This window comes from Rhizobium sp. AAP43, assembly GCF_001296045.1.
Taxonomy (GTDB): Bacteria; Pseudomonadota; Alphaproteobacteria; order Rhizobiales; family Rhizobiaceae; genus Allorhizobium.
On the sequence record NZ_LJHS01000004.1, the window covers coordinates 67,750 to 83,134 of the forward strand.

Sequence of the window (15,385 nt, forward strand, 5' to 3'; positions counted from 1 at the left end):
CTTTGCGCAGAGCCATCGTCACCTCTGCTTCAGATCTGGCAGGCCGAAGCCGGCCAGGACCACGGGCGGATCCTGCCGGATATCATCAGAATTGCATCTTCAACTTTGCGCTCACGCTGTTTTCACGGGCATTCTTCCCGATCTGGCCGGTATAGGTGAGGCTGAGGGTGGAAGAGGTGGTAAAGTTCAGGTCGAGCCCCGCTTCCAGCAGGGCAGTATTCTGATCGATGGGCGTGCCCGATACGGTGAAACTGTCGCCGGTCGAAAAGCGCGCTGTCGAAGTGGGGTCGACATCGCCGAAAGCGTGCATCCAGCCTGCGGTGCTGCGGATCACCGCGTCGGTCCCGAGCAAGGTCAATTCCTTCGATGCCCTGAGCCCCAGTGTCGTGTAGCTGGTGTTGGTCGTCGTGCTCTCGACATCGAGCGCTGCCGACCCGCCGGTTTCGCTGAAACGATCGGTTGTCGCGTGGCTGTAGGCCAGTCCGGCAAAGGGCTCGAAAGTGGCAAGACCGGTTTTGACCGTATAGCCGAGTTCGCTGAAGGCATTGATGCTGTCGGCATTGTAGCTGCCATTCAATGTCTGGCCGAGCGCGGTGACCTGGCGGGCGGTATCGACATTGCTCCAGGTGTAGTTGACGCCGGAACGCAGGGCCAATGCGCCCCATTCGCCGGTGCCGTAGAGGCCGACATGGTAGTTGTTGCTGCCGCCGTCGCTGGTTTCGGTATCGAAAGTCGAATGGCTGTAGCCGCCCATCACGCCAATGCGCCAGGCGTCAGTGACCAGTCCGTCGAGACCGATCAGGACGCCGCCATTGCCGATTCTGGTGTCCAGGTCGCCATCGATACCGTCAACGCGGCCCCAGGAGCCGAAGCCGGTTGTCCAGCCGGAGAAGCGTTGTGCATCGAAGCTTTCCGCTTTTTCTTCGAAGGAGGCAAAACGCGCGTCTTTTGCAGTCTTGCCCGTCATGTCCTCGGCATAGCCCAGTGGCTGGACGGGAGTGGGTGTCGACACACCAGAGGTCATGCCACGCAGATGGCTGTTCAACGTGTTGTTGATGCCACGCCCGGTCTGCTGGACCGAAGCCTGTGCCGTCGCATAGGTGTCACCGGAGAGCTGCTGGTAGGCGGTGCGTGCTTCATCGGCGCTGAGAGCCAGCATGGCATTGTAGAGCGAAAGCGACGGGCCGGACTGCGAGAGGCTGTTGAGCGCGCGCGCGACGGAAAGCTGATCGGGTGTTGTTGCCACGGAGGTAAAGTCGCTGGCGATGTCGACTGTCAGATAGGCATGATTCGCATCATAGCTCGCCGTCGTCGTCAGAAACGCCGACTGTGTGGTCACATCGTCAAACGTGCCGGTCAGGGGGCCGGATGCGCTGAGAATGCTGTAGGTCTGTCCGTCGGTATAGCTGGTGCGGGAATCCAGGGCGCTGACGCTGACAGTACCGCCGTTGATCGTGATGCTGCCTGTCGCGTTAGTCAGATCGCCCGCCCCGGCAGCCAGATCGACCGCATAGGTCGAGCCGGTCTCAAAGGTCAGGTCACCGTTCACGCTGAGGGTGGCGGTCGTGCCAGCCCCACCGGGCGAAAGCGTGCCGCCGCTCTCGACGGTTGTTGTGCCGATGCTTCCCGTCCCGCTCAGCGTGCCGGTCCCGGATACGGCAATGGTCCCGCCGAGGCTGCCCGTGACATCCAGCGTGCCGCCGGTGACATCTGTAGTCCCGTGGAACGCGGAGCTGTCCCCCGAAAGCCCTGTGAACCCCGCCAGTTGCTTGATCGAACTGTTGCCATTCGTGGTCTTGAGGGCAGCTGTGAAGTCGTAATCTGTGTTGGTGTGGTTGAACACCAGCGTCCCTGTGCCAGAGCCGAAGGCGATCGATGGCGCAACAAGCGTGCCCGCGGCCACCGCCGTTTCTCCCTCTGCAGCACCGATGTTCAGCGTGCCGGTCGCGTTATTGCCAGACGCCAGGATGAATCCTTCCATGCCGTCATAAACCGGATCGGTCATGACCGTAGTGGTTGCTCCATCGGCGATCGTCAGGGTGCCGTTACCCATCAGGCCAACATAGGCCGGCCCACGGATCGTCCATGAGGAACTCTCTCCTGTCACCAGCATGGTGCCGACACTGCCGCCAAAGAGTCCGATATAGCCAAACCGGCTGCTGAGGTCACCGCCATCGGCGACTGTCACGGTGCCATTGCCGTAATATCCAACGTGGAGATCCTCGCTATTGCTCAATGACGAGCCTTCACCCGTGATCAGGGCGCTACCGGCACCGCCAATCTCGTGTCCCACATAGGTCGCGACCGCGCTGACGGTCCCGCCATCGGCTATGGTCAGCATGCCATTGCCGGAATAGCCGATGATTAGGCCATCGCCGCTGGCCCATGACGAGCCACTACCCGTGACAGTCGCGGTGCCGATACTGCCACTGGCGGAGCCGATATGCGCAAACCCGCTGCTAGCGAAGCCGCCATTCTCGATGTTCAAGGTCCCGGTCCCCTCGTCGCCGATAACAAGGAAGGGGTATGTGGTCCAAGACGAGCCGGTGCCCGTCACGGTCACGGTGCCGATGCTGGTGCTGGAAGAGCCGATATAGGCATTACCATTGCTGGCCGTGCCGCCATTCTCGATTGTCAGCGTGCCCGTACCATTGACACCGACTTCCAGTTCGTCTGATGCGGCCCAGGGTTGAGGATTCGTCGCGTCGACCGTCACGGCGGTGTCGATATCGGCTGCGTCCAGCGCCAGCGCATAATGGCCTGTCGCGGACGTGACGAAAGTCGTTGCAAGAAGAAGATTTCGCAAATGCTTCAAGGAGGTGCAGTGAGCCATGTCGCCCTGTAAAATATTCCGGCAAGCCGAAGAAACTTCGGTCTGTGCGCGCGATCTCAATGGAATGAATCAAACGATCCGGTTTGTTGAGCAACCTAGTACCGTCGTGGAAAAGTCGAATCTGCCATCTTTGGGCGTGTCGCTGCGTTTCCGCAGAAATGGCGGGTCGGCGAATTAAGCTCGGAAACCCCGCTAGAAAAAGCGGCGCGAAGGCTGCTCAGCTCGCTCACACGCAAGCATGGCCGCGGCCCGGCAATGCCGAGCGGGTCCCGTCAGGGCGTAGTGTGGCCCGTTGTCCGACCTGTATCTGGTGTCACGCAGGAGTAAAGGGTTGCATCGCTTCCAGCGGTTTCGCCAAGCGTCATGCAGCCGCCGTCATGGCAAAGCGTCCAGCCGCTCGGTGTCATGCCCGATGCCGCAAGCCTGATCGCGGGCAGGGGCGGCACCCTTGGTGTCCAGCGCCACCAGCCGCCTTCAAAGACGGCGCCTTCGCCGGGCTCCATGCCGGAGCCGGAGCCCTTGACCCGGGCGATCTTGAGTTCGAGACCAGCCGGCGTCACCGCCCAGTCCTCGCGCCATTCGATCTTCTCCACCGAATGCACCCAGGACAGGGAAAAGGCCGTGATGGGAACCATCACGACCTTTGCTGCGAGTGTAATGCAGAGGCTCATTGACCGGGAACAGCTGTGCTTGCCGTCCGGGTTTTCCACCAATGGAAGCCAATCAGCGCGAAGCCGAGGGCAAATCCGACTTCGTCGGTCCACGGCAGGGCGACCACAACCGCGACACCAGCGACGAAGGCGATGAGCCGTTCAATGATGGAGAGGCGACCGAACAGGAAGCCGACCACGGCCATGCCCCAGAGCGCGATGCCGAAGCAGGCCTTGAACACGACGTAGATGACCTCGACCGGATACCCCCAGGCAGCCGCCATCGGACCGGCATCCTGCAGCATAAGCGCCGGCGTATAGACGGCCATGAAGGGCACGACGAAGCCGGCGGTCGCAAGCTTGGTCGCCTGCAGCGAGATCTTGAGGCCAGAGGTCTTGGCCATCGGTGCTGCCGCAAAGGCGGCCAGCGCGACCGGCGGCGTCAGGTCCGCCATAATGCCGAAGTAGAAGACGAACATGTGGCTGACCAGCAGCGGCACGCCGAGTTCCAGAAGGGCCGGACCGGCCAGCGACGAGGTGATGATGTAGTTCGGGATTGTCGGAATGCCCATGCCGAGCACCAGGCAGGTGATCATGGTGAGGATCAGCGACAGGAAGAGGTTGTCACGACCGATATCGATCACAGCACCGATGAAGGTGGAGGCAATGCCGGTGAGCGTCAGCGTGCCGATGACGATGCCGACGATGGCGCAGGCAATGCCGACAGGAAGCGCGTTCTTGGCCCCTTCCGCCAGCGAATCCCGGCAGATGGCAATCGTCTCGCGCCCGCCCTTGAACAGCGCGCAGGCGATGACAAGCGCGATGATCACGATGGCCAGCACATTGACGCCGAATTTCAGGAAGGCGGCCGAGGCAAGACCGAGCACCAGCCAGAACACGATGCGGAAGGCAAGCGGGCCGATAAGGGCAGCAAGCGGTGTGCCGAGGATCAAGACGACAACGAGTGCGAGGCCCATCGTGCCGGCGAAGATCGGTGTAAAGCCGGCGAACAGGAGGTAGACGAGGGCGCCCAGCGGCAGGACGAGCGGCCAGTGTTCCTTGACGGCGGCCCAGGGGTTCGGCAGTTCGGCCTTGGAAAGACCCTTCAAACCGGCCTTGCCGGCTTCGAGATAGACCATCCAGAAGCAGACGGCGAAGTAGAGGAAGGCAGGAATCAGCGCGGCCTTCACCACTTCAGCGTAGGGCACGTTCAGCGTTTCGGCCATGATGAAGGCGACGGCACCCATGACCGGCGGCATGATCTGCCCGCCCATGGAAGAGGTCGCCTCGACACCGCCGGCAAAAGCGGAGCGGAAGCCGAAGCGTTTCATCAGCGGAATGGTGAACTGTCCGCTTGCAACGACATTGGCAACGCCCGAGCCGGAGATCGTGCCCATGAGGGCCGAGGAAAGAATGCAGACCTGGGCCGGGCCACCCTTCCAGGTGCCGACAAGGCCAAGGGCGAAATCGTTGAACAGGTTCAACATGCCGGCCCGCTCTAGGAAGGCGGCAAAGACGACGAAGATGAAGATATAGGCAGCCGAGACATAGATCGGCGTGCCGTAGATGCCTTCGGTGCCGAAGGCGAAGTGCTCGACGATCAGCTCGAAATCATAACCGCGATGCGACAGCGGCGACGGCAGATACTGTCCGAAGAAGCAGTAGGCGAGAAAGATGCCGGCGATGATGGTGAGCGGCAGGCCCATCAGCCGCCGCGCGGCTTCAAACACCAGGACGACCATGACGCAGCCGACTGCGAGATCGACATGGGTAAGAAAGCCCGAGCGGAACAGCAGGTCCTCGTAGAACACCCAGTTGTAAATGCCGGTGAGGAAGCCGAGGATGCCGAGCGACCAGAACCAGACCTTGCCGGCCATGCTTGTGGCGATGAGATTGGCAAACAGGGAGAAACCGAGAAGCAGCAGGAAGCCCACATGCATGGCGCGCACGACCTGGCTCGGCAGTGTGCCATAGGCGGCAGACCAGAGTTGGAAGAGCGCGAATGCCAGCGCGATGCCGAACGCAATTTGCCCTGCCAGACCGGTACCGAAGCCGGACGGAAGCCCTTCGATCGCTTCTTCGGCCGATTGGGGAGCGCTCTGGCTCGATGAAGTGAGGGTCTCGCTCATGGGATCTCCTGGGGCAGGATGTGCCGCTGTCTCGCTCACCTCGAACATCACGAGAGATCGAGGTTACGCCTGCCAGATTCACGACAAATAATCTAAAGAATGCGGGTGTCTTAAAAAGGATCTTCCCCCCGCATGCGGGGAGAAGATTGCGAGCATCTGGTATGGATGATCGCGGATCGGTCTTATTTCAGAATGCCGATTTCCTTGTAGTAGCGCTCGGCGCCCGGATGCAGTGGTACGGGCATGCCTTCTATGGCCTTTTTGACGTCGATGTCCTTGGCAGCCGAATGGGCAGCGGTGAGCGCCGGCACATTCTCGAACAGCAGCTTTGTCATCTGGTAGGCGGTTTCCTCTGACACGCCTTCATGGGTGATGAGGAAGTTGCCGACGGTCACCGTCGGAACGTCTGCTGTCTGGCCATCATAGGTGCCGGCCGGGATCGTCGCGGCAGCATAGGGCGATCCGAGCTTTGTCGCGACTTCGGCTGGAACGGCGACGACCGTGATCGGCTGCGAGGTCGACAGGTCCTTCAGCGAGGCATTGCCGAGGCCCGAAGACTGCAGTGTTGCGTCCAGCTGGCGGTTCTTGATCAGTTCGACCGATTCCGCGAAGGGCAGATATTCCAGCTTGCCGAGATCTTCGTAAGCCATGTCGGTCGCGCCGAGGATGGCGCGTGCATTCAGTTCTGTGCCGGACTTTGCCGCACCAACCGACAGGCTCTTGCCCTTCAGGTCGGCAACGGTCTTAACGCCCGATTCCTGGGTGGCGATGATCTGGATGTAATTCGGATAGATGGCGGCAATGCCGCGCAGCTTGTCGAGCGGACCGCGGAAGCCGGCTTCCGCATTGCCTTCAGCCGCCATCTTGACGCTGTCGCCGAGCGAAAAGCCGAGTTCACCCTTGCCCTGCTGCAGAAGGTTGAGGTTTTCGACAGAAGCCTTGGTCGCCTGAACCTGCGTGCGCACGCCCGGGATCTTGTCGCTGTAGATTTTCGAAAGCGCGACGCCGAGAGGATAGTAAACCCCCGAAGTGCCGCCGGTCAGAATGTTGATGAATTCTTCCGAGCGGGCTGCGGTCGAAGTAAAGGCGCTGGATGCAAGCAGTGCACCGATGAAAAGAATGTTTTTAGTACGAGACAAAGTCATTTTGTCCTCCCTTGCGTGGTTGGCACGCGGATAATGCGAGGGAGGGTTATGAGCGTCAACCTTGCGAACACGCTGGCGTGATCGCGCTGTGACTTATGACCGGTCGAGCGGTTCCGTTCCGACAGGTGTTCCTGCACGGTCGAGGCGGATCTTCTCAATGCGGTTTTCGGCGGCGTTGAGCAGGGTTTCGCAATGCTTTTTCAGAAGCTCGCCACGCTCATATATGGCGATGGATTCGTCCAGTGCCACGTCGCCACGTTCGAGCCGCGCAACGATGCTTTCGAGCTCGGCCACGGCCTTCTCGAACGAATAAGCGCTGAGGTCGGTGGTAACGGCGGCGTCGGACATACTCAACCCTTCATCAGTCTCGCAATATGCAGCCCGGCCGATTCGGCGAGCCCTTCAAGATCATAACCGCCTTCGAGCAGGCTGACGACCCGGTTGTGGGCAAAACGATCGGCGAGCTCCATCAACCGCCCTGTCGCCCAGTCGAAATCTTCGCCAACAAGGTTGATCTGCGCCAGCGGATCGCGGTGATGCGCGTCGAAACCGGCCGAGATCAGGATGAGATCCGGCGAAAAATCGACAAGGGCCGGCAAGACCCGGCTCTTGAAGGCCTCGCGGAAATGGTCCGAGCCGACATTGGGGGAGAGTGGCGCATTGACCACATTGCGATGCGCGCCGGTCTCATCCTTGGCGCCGCTGCCGGGATAGAGCGGCATCTGGTGGGTGGAGCAGAAGAGAACGGAGGGATCATCCCAGAAGATGTCCTGCGTGCCATTGCCGTGATGCACATCCCAGTCGACGATCGCGACCCGCTCCACGCCATGAACCTTCTGAGCATGCCGGGCGGCAATCGCGATCGTGTTGAAAAGGCAAAAGCCCATCGCCTTTGACTTTTCCGCATGGTGGCCAGGCGGGCGCCCCGCGACGAAAGCATTGTCGGCCTTGCCGGTCATCACGTCGTCGACTGCCGCAAGCGCGCCGCCAATCGCCGTCAAGGCGATCTGCAGGCTCTTCTGCGAGGCATAGGTGTCGGCCTCGATCTGGACGATCCGGTCATCCTCTTCCGGGATCTGCCGCATCACGGCGAAGAGATGCTCCTCTGGATGCGCAAGCGTCACCGCATCCTCATTGGCCTGCTTTGCCTCAATGCGCTCCAGTGCTGCAAAATTGGGGTGCTCCAGTGCAATGTTAAGCGAGCGCAGCCGGTCGGCACGCTCGGGATGGCCGGGCGGCGTGTTGTGCTCGAGGAAAATCGGGTTCTCGTAAAGGCGTGTGGTCATCGATTGAAATTCCTTGTGTCCGGCAGAACATAATGCGGCACGTCCGGGTCTTCCACCGTATGGGGGAATGGCCGCTACCGTATCCGGGAAATTCGCGCACGGGCAGGTCATTCGACACAGTCTGCGCCTTTTCAGGCGACTGCTTGTGATCGCAACCCCAAATCCGCTAGATGAAGGCAGAACTTTGCAAAACCGGGACCACCGATACCATGGATGAGATCGACCGCGTCGAGACGAGTGAGCTGATCGTGCCATATCGTGACATTGCCACGACTGGCGAGATGCAGACGGCGGCCTATGTCACCCACGCGGAAGCTGCCCTACAGCACTTCTTCCGCTACCGCCCGCCGCTGGAAGACGAGCCGGTCTATGCCGTCTCGAAGCTGGAATTGCGGCTGAACACGCCGCTACGCGAGGGAGACGTCGTGCAGCTCAGGGTGCGTGTCGACAAGATCGGTGGCAAGTCGATCGGCTTTGAGGTCGAGATGGACAAGGACGGCGAGACCGCTGCCTCGCTTGAAATCACCTGGACCACCCGCAGCCGTGAAACGGGAGAGCCGGTCGCGCTGCCCGAAGACATTCGCGACTGGCTCTATCGGTATCTGCCCTGAAGGAAGCCTTTACGGCTGGTCTCGGCAGGGCAAGTCATCAGGCCACGCGCGACTGCGGGCTTCGCTGCGCCGTGCCGGCATTGGCTGCGGCGGAACCGGGCTCGCGGGGTGCCTTGCGTCGATTGAGCTTGAACATGTCGACCAGCGTTTTCATCTTCCCGGCCCCGGCTGCCATCACGTCCCCTGCAACGCCAATACTGGATACCAGGCTGGCGTTCTGCTGGGTCGCCTGATCGAGCTGGTTGATGGCGGTGTTGATTTCGCCAAGGCTGGACGCCTGCTCGTTCGCCCCGATTGAGATGGCATCGACATTGCCGTCGATTTCGTTGACGAATTTCTCGATCCGCGACAGCGTCACGCCCGTTTCATTCACCAGGCGCACCCCTTCGGCAACCTGCGTTGTCGAATTGAGGATAAGCGCTGAGATTTGGCGGGCGGCCGCGGCGGATCGCTGCGCGAGCTCGCGGACCTCCTGCGCCACCACGGCAAACCCTTTGCCAGCCTCGCCGGCGCGCGCCGCTTCAACGCCCGCATTGAGCGCCAGAAGATTGGTCTGGAAGGCAATCTGGTCGATCACATCAATGATGCTGCCAATTTCGTTCGACGCTGTTTCGATCCGCGAGATCGCGTCCACCGTGGAGCGCACCACCTCGACCGAGTCATTGGTGGCCGAGCGTGCCTGCTTGACGATTTCGCGCGTCTCGCGAGTTCTGACCGAGGCTTCCTTGACCGTGGCGGTGATCTGCTCAAGGGCCGCCGATGCCTGTTCAAGGGCTGCCGCCTGCTGTTCCGTCCGGCGTCCCAGCACCTCCGCATCGCTCTTCAGGTCGGCACTGGTCTCGGCCAGGCCGCCAGTTTCACCCAGCACGCTTTCGAGTGTCCGCTGAAACTCGGTGATGGCCTTGTTGAAGTCCGTTCGCAGTCGCTCCAATTCCGGAATAAAGGGTTCGTCGAGCGTGATGCGGATATTGCATTCCGACAGTCGCTGCAGACCGGCGGCAATCGCCTCGACGGCTTTGACGCGGCCCGTCACGTCGGTGGCGAACTTGACCACCTTGATGACACGCCCTTCCTCGTCGAAAACAGGGCTGTAGGATGCCTGGACGACGATCCTGTCTCCGGACTTCGTAAAGCGGGTAAATTCACTCGTTTGGAAGGTGCCCGATCGTAAATCCTGCCAGAACTGTCGATACTCCGCTGAATTGATATACGCCTTGTCGCAGAACATCTGATGATGTTTGCCGACGATCTCCTCCAGCGTGTAGCCCATGGCGTTCAGGAAATTGTCATTCGCGGTGAGGATCGTGCCATCGGGCGTGAACTCGATGGAGGCCTGCACACGCGACACGGCAGTGAGCTTGCCGCGTGAATCGAGCTCGGTGAGTTTGCGATCGGTGATATCGGTCGCGAATTTGACGATCTTGTGGACCTTGCCGTTTCTCAGGACCGGATTGTAGGATGCCTCGATCCAGATGACCTTGCCGCCCTTGCCGAACCGCTTGTACTGGGCGCTGAAGAACTCACCCCGCGCAAGCCTAGCCCAGAATTCCCTGTAGTCAGTGGACTTCGCGTAATCAGGTGCCACAAACAGGCTGTGGTGCTTTCCCACGATTTCTTCCAGCGAATACCCAAGGGTTTTGCAGAAATTTTCGTTCACCGTGAGGATTTTGCCGGTCGGGTCGAATTCGATCACCGCCTGCGATCTCTCCAGCGCCGAGAGGACTGCACGCGAATCACTGCCAAACAGGGAAAGGATGGACATGGTTGAACCTCTGAGGTGACGTATCCCCAAAAGTGTAAGAGCACATCCTATATAATGTGTTACTAAGGTAAGAAGGTTCCAACCAGAGCGGGTGGTGGAATGGCTGCGACCCTATGGTGTCGCAGCCATTATCTGATCAGTGCGCGCGAACGGGCAGCAGCGGATAGCCGACGATCACGGCACGTGCGGCAAGCGTCGCAATGGCGGCCTTGACCAGATCGCCCGGGATGAAGGCGAGCGAGCCGAGAAGCACCTTGTCAAATGGCGTGCCGGCGACGACGGAGAGCCAGGGCATGCCGCAGGCGTAGACAACGCCGATGCCGCCGATCACGCTGGCCGCGAAGAAGCCGGCCATTTGGCGCGCAGCACTCTGGCTCTCGCTGACGAGCTTTTCGGCAACCAGGCCGGTGACGAAGGTGCCGATGATCCAGCCAAAGATATAGCCGCCGGTTGGCCCCATCAGCACGTTGAGGCCACCACGGCCGCCCGACAGCACCGGCAGGCCGACGGCCACCAGAACCACGAGCAGGGCATAGGCCAGCGCGCCGCGCTTGGCGCCAATGATGCAGCCAGCGAGCATCACGCCCATCGACTGTGCCGTGATCGGCACGGGGATCAGCGGGATCGGCACGGCCGGAATGAAGCCGAGCACGATGATGATCGCCGTAAACAGAGCGGCGAGGACGAGATCTTTGGTCGTCATGATTTTCCTCCGGATAGACTGGGAACGGTTAGTGCCGCCGAATGCCCCGCGCGTCAATCGCTTCGGCGATCCTGTCCGCGTCCTTCAGCGTGGCGATCAACAGGGCGCCAAGCATGCGATGCATCTTGACGGGGAGGCCGCGCGCCGCATGCGCCTCCTTCAGGGCCTCATGCCGTGCGGCAATCTCCGGTACGAAACGCAGAACGAGTCCGAAGGCAAGCCCGATATCGGCAGCCTTGATGAGGCCGAGCCTTTCAAGCGGGCGGGCAAGGTCGGTGATCGCCGCGATGAAGTCGCCGATTGCCGTCGATGCCGTCACCGCTGCCGCGAGGAACAGGATGGCGAGAAGCCGCAGCGTCAGAACCAGCGTCTCGACGGGCGTCAGCAGGACCAGGTTGACGAGGCTGAGAAAGGCGATGGTGAACAATACCGGGCGGATGCGCTGAAAGGCTTGGGCAGGCCGGATGCCGGTCGAGAGGTAAAGGCCGCCGGTCAAGGCCGTGGCAAGGACAAGCGCGAATGGGTTTGAGACGAGATAGAGCGCAAGGCCGAAACCCATCAGAACCGCGAGCTTGGGCTTGACCGGGATACGGTGCAGAAGGCTCGTCCCTTCGATGTGAAGGCTCGTCAGCATCCGGCAATCTCCCGGTAGCGCGCGATGGCCTCGATCCCCGGTGCATCGCAGGCAAGCGCGCCCTGATCAAACACCAGCACGCGGGGGAAATCGGCAACCAGATCGAGATCGTGGCTGATAACGACAGCCTGTTCGGGAAGCCCCTCGATGGCCGCCTTGACCAGCGCCCGGTTTCTCAGGTCAAGCTGGTTGGTCGGCTCGTCGAACAGGATCAGGTCCGGCTGGTTGATGACGACGGCGGCAAGGGCTGCAAGCTGCAACTCTCCACCCGAAAGCTCATGCGGCCGGCGACCGGCGAGATGGCCGATGCCGAAGCGGTTAAGGGCTGCAGTGACGGCCGTCTCCAGCGCCGCCCCCGTCAGCCCCCGCGTTTTTGGGCCAAGCCCAACATCGTCGCGAATGATCGGCAGGATGATCTGGTTACCGGGGTTCTGGAAAATGAAGCCCGTCTTTCCGCGAACCGCCTTTTCGTCCGTGACGGTATCGAAACCGTCAAGCGTCACCCGGCCCGCGCTGGGTTTGACGAGCCCGGCCAGAAGGCGTGCAAAACTGGTCTTGCCCGAGCCATTGAGCCCGATCACCCCGATCCGTGGCTCATTGAGCGACAGCGTCAGCTGCTGAAGCGCGACATGCGCGCCATAGCGGAGTTCGGTCTGGTCGAAGGTGATCTGCAAGGGCGGCCCCGTCCGGTGTCGAGGCTTCTATAGACCGGGGAGGCCGCAAGGGGGAAGCGCAGGGTTGACGATTTGCCGAATCCGCTTGACTTGGGGCTGGCGCAAGCCGGGGCTTTTCCAGCCCCGGCCGTGGATGTGCTCTTTTTGTTATCTGGACTTTTTGTAGAGCTTCTCTGCGATCTCGAACATTTCTTCCGGCGAGTAGTCCGGCGTGAAGGCTGAGGGGACGCCGACAAACTGGTGGATCTTGCCACCTTCCGGCATGCCGTCCACCACTTCGAGTTCGCCTGGCGGATCATTCGGCAAGGCGACTTCGCCATTGCCCCAGATCCCGGACATCTCCTTGTAATCGTTCGGGCTGAACGTATAGAGCCGGCGATGCGAGCCTTCGTCGAGATATTTCTGGCACTCGGGGATCTTGTCGAGCGGGATGTTCGGCGTGGGCAGGAACTTCTTCACGTCGACGCCGGTGATCTTCTCGAGAGCCAGCGCATAGGCATGGGCATGGACCGAGCCGCGCACGAGCAGATAGCCGCAGACTTCCCGTCCGGTGGGATCAGACAGGGTTTCATAGACCCTGAGCTTATGCAGGCGGGCACCGCATTCCAGGTGGAAGTTGTGCAAGAGGTCGACCACGACATTGCCCGTCGTGGTGATGAAGTCGTTGTTCCACGAGACGCCATTGCTGTTGACCGGCATCGCGCCGCCGCCGCCAGAGAGGAAGGCGGCAGCCAGCCGGATATCCTTCATGCCCTCATAGGGCGCATCGGAAATATCCCCGCCATCCCCTTCGTCGCCATCAGGAACATCCGGGCCGTTGTTCAGCATCACGACGCCGTTGCTGACGAGCTCGACATGACCGAGCTCCTCGGCGGTAATGCTGGCGACCAAGGAATAGAAGGGTCTGAGTTTTTCCTTGCTGCGAAAGTTGAAGCTCTGAAACATATAGTTCCCGAGTGTGGACATTTCGCCGTATTTCCCACCGAGCAGTTCCTGCAGGGCAGCGGCGGCGTTTGGATCTGCACGCTTGGGTGCTGGCAGGTTTGCCTGCAGCTTGTCGACTCTCATGAACATGGTGATGTCCTTTGGTTGGAGGCATGGACACAACCTTCGGATACAGGGCTTGTTCCTCTGAAAACTCACGAGTGTTCGCGTCAAAGGCGAAATTCTTGGTGCAATCACGGTTGTAAGACCGTCAGAGTGATTGAACGAATGCAGAACATTCGCTAGCCTCCTTCCTCATGGCGATTCATCTTCCGAATGTACTGGCGCGCAAAATCTTCCTTGAACGGCAGGGCCTGTCGCGCTCGCCGACAAAGGCACTGGGCCGTGATGGCTTGTACGCGCTGATCCATGATCTCGGCTTCGTGCAGATCGACAGCATCCAGTGGGTCGAGCGGGCGCATCACCAGATCCTGTTCTCGCGCAACCAGACCTACCGTCCCAAGGACCTCGCTCATCTCCTGGAAAAGGACCGATCGCTTTTCGAACACTGGACGCATGATGCCTCGGTCATCCCCTCGGCCTTCTTTCCCTATTGGAAACATCGCTTCATTCGCCGGGAGGCGAAGATCATGGAGAACTGGGCGAAGTGGCAAGGGGAGGGGTTTGATCGGGCTTTCGAGGAAACCTATGCCCGCATCCGCGATCATGGGCCCGTCATGGCCCGCGACGTCAAGGATGAGGACCACAAGTCCGGCGGCTGGTGGAACTGGCATCCGTCGAAGACCGCGCTCGAATATCTCTGGCATACGGGCAAGCTATCGATTGCCCGGCGCGACGGGTTCCAGAAAGTGTATGACCTGTCGGAGCGGATCATCCCGGCCGAACATCACGCAGGCGAGGTCGACCATGACAGTTTTGTCGACTGGGCCTGCCGGTCGGCACTGACCCGCCTCGGCTTCGCGACATCAGGCGAGATTGCCGCCTTCTTCGACCTGATCACCCCGGACGAGGCGAAGCTCTGGGTCGCCGCCCATCGCGACGAGCTGGAGGAGGTGACGCTCGGCACCGTAGACGGCAAGTCCCGCATCTCCTTCGCCTTTGTCGATCAGCTCGGCAGCCTCATCGAGGCGCCCGAACCACCAGCCCGCATCCGCGTGCTCTCGCCCTTCGATCCGCTGATCCGTGACCGCAACCGCAGCGAACGCCTGTTCGGCTTCTTCTATCGCATCGAGATCTACGTGCCGGAGCCAAAGCGGCAATACGGCTATTACGTCTTCCCGCTTCTGGAGGGGGATCGCCTGATCGGCCGCATCGACATGAAGGCGGAGCGCAAGGCCGGCGTGCTGGCCGTGCGCCGTCTCTGGCTCGAACCGGGCGTCAAACCAACGGCCGGCCGGCTTGATCGGCTCGATGCCGAATTGCAGCGCATGGCCCGCTTCGTCGGCATGGACAGCGTGCAGCACCTTGATGGCTGGCTCGGCTGAGCAACGGAAAAATCAATCAGAAAGACTTAAGGCATGACCGACAACAGCGCCTACCACATCGAAACCCGCATGCCTTCCATCGACGACTACATGCGCCTGCGCCTCGAGTCTGGCCTCACACCCTTTTCGCGGGAGGCGGCGGAAAAGGGTCTGCCCAATTCGATCTTTGGTGTCTCGCTGATGCTGGGTGACGAGACCATCGGCATGGGCCGGATCATTGGCGATGGCGGCTGCTTTTTTCAGGTGACCGATATCGCCATCCTGCCGGCCCATCAGGGCAAAGGGCTCGCCAAGTGGATCATGACGGCCCTGTCGGACTTCATCGCTACCCTGCCCAAGACCGCCTATGTCAGCCTGATCGCCGACGTGCCGGCCAACCGGCTCTATGCGCAGTTCGGTTTCGCGGAAACCGCGCCCCGTTCCATCGGCATGGCGCGGAAGGTCCGCTGAGGTCTATGGGTTTCATCGGCCCCGTCTTGAAAATTCCATCATATGACGTATATTCTAGTCGTCATTTGAAGGAGACTCG

The 15,385-nt window shown here is 60.8% G+C and carries 14 protein-coding genes; 3 read left to right on the plus strand and 11 right to left on the minus strand.

Annotation, left to right across the window (positions count from 1 at the left end):
• Positions 1-85: 85 nt before the first annotated feature.
• The 6 genes from IP76_RS02415 to IP76_RS02440 all read right to left on the minus strand — a co-directional run bounded on the left by IP76_RS02415 (position 86) and on the right by IP76_RS02440 (position 8,043).
• A complete protein-coding gene (locus IP76_RS02415; protein ID WP_054156591.1) occupies positions 86-2,833 on the minus strand; it encodes an autotransporter domain-containing protein in 2,748 nt (915 codons plus the stop codon).
• Positions 2,834-3,105: 272 nt separating this feature from the next.
• Positions 3,106-3,468, minus strand: a complete 363-nt coding sequence (locus IP76_RS02420; RefSeq protein WP_306765457.1) for a DUF1850 domain-containing protein — start codon at positions 3,466-3,468, stop codon at positions 3,106-3,108.
• A gap of 32 nt (positions 3,469-3,500) precedes the next feature.
• Positions 3,501-5,612, minus strand: a complete 2,112-nt coding sequence (locus tag IP76_RS02425; RefSeq protein ID WP_054156593.1) for a TRAP transporter permease — start codon at positions 5,610-5,612, stop codon at positions 3,501-3,503.
• Between the two features lie 182 nt (positions 5,613-5,794).
• Complete coding sequence (locus IP76_RS02430; RefSeq protein WP_054156594.1) at positions 5,795-6,757, minus strand: TAXI family TRAP transporter solute-binding subunit; 963 nt, start codon at positions 6,755-6,757, stop codon at positions 5,795-5,797.
• A 93-nt stretch (positions 6,758-6,850) separates the two neighbouring features.
• Positions 6,851-7,105: an exodeoxyribonuclease VII small subunit gene (locus IP76_RS02435; RefSeq protein WP_054156595.1), complete on the minus strand. Its 255-nt coding sequence runs from the start codon at positions 7,103-7,105 to the stop codon at positions 6,851-6,853.
• A 2-nt stretch (positions 7,106-7,107) separates the two neighbouring features.
• A complete protein-coding gene (locus IP76_RS02440; protein ID WP_054156596.1) occupies positions 7,108-8,043 on the minus strand; it encodes a histone deacetylase family protein in 936 nt (311 codons plus the stop codon).
• Positions 8,044-8,252: 209 nt separating this feature from the next.
• Here IP76_RS02440 and IP76_RS02445 point away from each other — a divergent pair, with 209 nt between their 5' ends.
• Positions 8,253-8,654 (plus strand): thioesterase family protein, encoded by a 402-nt coding sequence (locus IP76_RS02445; RefSeq protein ID WP_054156797.1) that lies wholly within the window; start codon positions 8,253-8,255, stop codon positions 8,652-8,654.
• A 37-nt stretch (positions 8,655-8,691) separates the two neighbouring features.
• Here IP76_RS02445 and IP76_RS02450 read toward each other — a convergent pair whose 3' ends face one another.
• The 5 genes from IP76_RS02450 to IP76_RS02470 all read right to left on the minus strand — a co-directional run bounded on the left by IP76_RS02450 (position 8,692) and on the right by IP76_RS02470 (position 13,501).
• Positions 8,692-10,416: a PAS domain-containing methyl-accepting chemotaxis protein gene (locus tag IP76_RS02450; protein ID WP_054156597.1), complete on the minus strand. Its 1,725-nt coding sequence runs from the start codon at positions 10,414-10,416 to the stop codon at positions 8,692-8,694.
• A 136-nt stretch (positions 10,417-10,552) separates the two neighbouring features.
• The gene (locus IP76_RS02455) at positions 10,553-11,119 is read right to left on the minus strand and encodes a biotin transporter BioY (protein WP_054156598.1); all 567 of its coding nucleotides are present in this window, start codon (positions 11,117-11,119) and stop codon (positions 10,553-10,555) included.
• Between the two features lie 28 nt (positions 11,120-11,147).
• Positions 11,148-11,753 (minus strand): energy-coupling factor transporter transmembrane protein EcfT, encoded by a 606-nt coding sequence (locus tag IP76_RS02460; RefSeq protein WP_082352377.1) that lies wholly within the window; start codon positions 11,751-11,753, stop codon positions 11,148-11,150.
• Positions 11,747-12,427 (minus strand): energy-coupling factor ABC transporter ATP-binding protein, encoded by a 681-nt coding sequence (locus tag IP76_RS02465; protein ID WP_054156599.1) that lies wholly within the window; start codon positions 12,425-12,427, stop codon positions 11,747-11,749. Before IP76_RS02465 ends, IP76_RS02460 begins: the two co-directional genes overlap by 7 nt.
• 147 nt (positions 12,428-12,574) lie before the next feature.
• A complete protein-coding gene (locus IP76_RS02470) occupies positions 12,575-13,501 on the minus strand; it encodes a manganese catalase family protein (RefSeq protein ID WP_054156600.1) in 927 nt (308 codons plus the stop codon).
• A 167-nt stretch (positions 13,502-13,668) separates the two neighbouring features.
• Here IP76_RS02470 and IP76_RS02475 point away from each other — a divergent pair, with 167 nt between their 5' ends.
• Both IP76_RS02475 and IP76_RS02480 read left to right on the plus strand, forming a co-directional pair.
• Positions 13,669-14,856, plus strand: coding sequence for a winged helix-turn-helix domain-containing protein (locus IP76_RS02475; protein WP_054156601.1), 1,188 nt, complete (start codon positions 13,669-13,671; stop codon positions 14,854-14,856).
• A 33-nt stretch (positions 14,857-14,889) separates the two neighbouring features.
• Positions 14,890-15,306, plus strand: coding sequence for a GNAT family N-acetyltransferase (locus IP76_RS02480; RefSeq protein WP_054156602.1), 417 nt, complete (start codon positions 14,890-14,892; stop codon positions 15,304-15,306).
• Positions 15,307-15,385: the final 79 nt, after the last annotated feature.

Coding starts and splice junctions, on each gene's coding strand:
- IP76_RS02445 (WP_054156797.1), top strand. CDS start 8,253: ATGGATGAGATCGACCGCGTCGAGACGAGTGAGCTGATCGTGCCATAT.
- IP76_RS02460 (WP_082352377.1), bottom strand. CDS start 11,753: ATGCTGACGAGCCTTCACATCGAAGGGACGAGCCTTCTGCACCGTATC.
- IP76_RS02420 (WP_306765457.1), bottom strand. CDS start 3,468: ATGGTTCCCATCACGGCCTTTTCCCTGTCCTGGGTGCATTCGGTGGAG.
- IP76_RS02425 (WP_054156593.1), bottom strand. CDS start 5,612: ATGAGCGAGACCCTCACTTCATCGAGCCAGAGCGCTCCCCAATCGGCC.
- IP76_RS02450 (WP_054156597.1), bottom strand. CDS start 10,416: ATGTCCATCCTTTCCCTGTTTGGCAGTGATTCGCGTGCAGTCCTCTCG.
- IP76_RS02440 (WP_054156596.1), bottom strand. CDS start 8,043: ATGACCACACGCCTTTACGAGAACCCGATTTTCCTCGAGCACAACACG.
- IP76_RS02415 (WP_054156591.1), bottom strand. CDS start 2,833: ATGGCTCACTGCACCTCCTTGAAGCATTTGCGAAATCTTCTTCTTGCA.
- IP76_RS02470 (WP_054156600.1), bottom strand. CDS start 13,501: ATGTTCATGAGAGTCGACAAGCTGCAGGCAAACCTGCCAGCACCCAAG.
- IP76_RS02455 (WP_054156598.1), bottom strand. CDS start 11,119: ATGACGACCAAAGATCTCGTCCTCGCCGCTCTGTTTACGGCGATCATC.
- IP76_RS02435 (WP_054156595.1), bottom strand. CDS start 7,105: ATGTCCGACGCCGCCGTTACCACCGACCTCAGCGCTTATTCGTTCGAG.
- IP76_RS02475 (WP_054156601.1), top strand. CDS start 13,669: ATGGCGATTCATCTTCCGAATGTACTGGCGCGCAAAATCTTCCTTGAA.
- IP76_RS02480 (WP_054156602.1), top strand. CDS start 14,890: ATGACCGACAACAGCGCCTACCACATCGAAACCCGCATGCCTTCCATC.
- IP76_RS02430 (WP_054156594.1), bottom strand. CDS start 6,757: ATGACTTTGTCTCGTACTAAAAACATTCTTTTCATCGGTGCACTGCTT.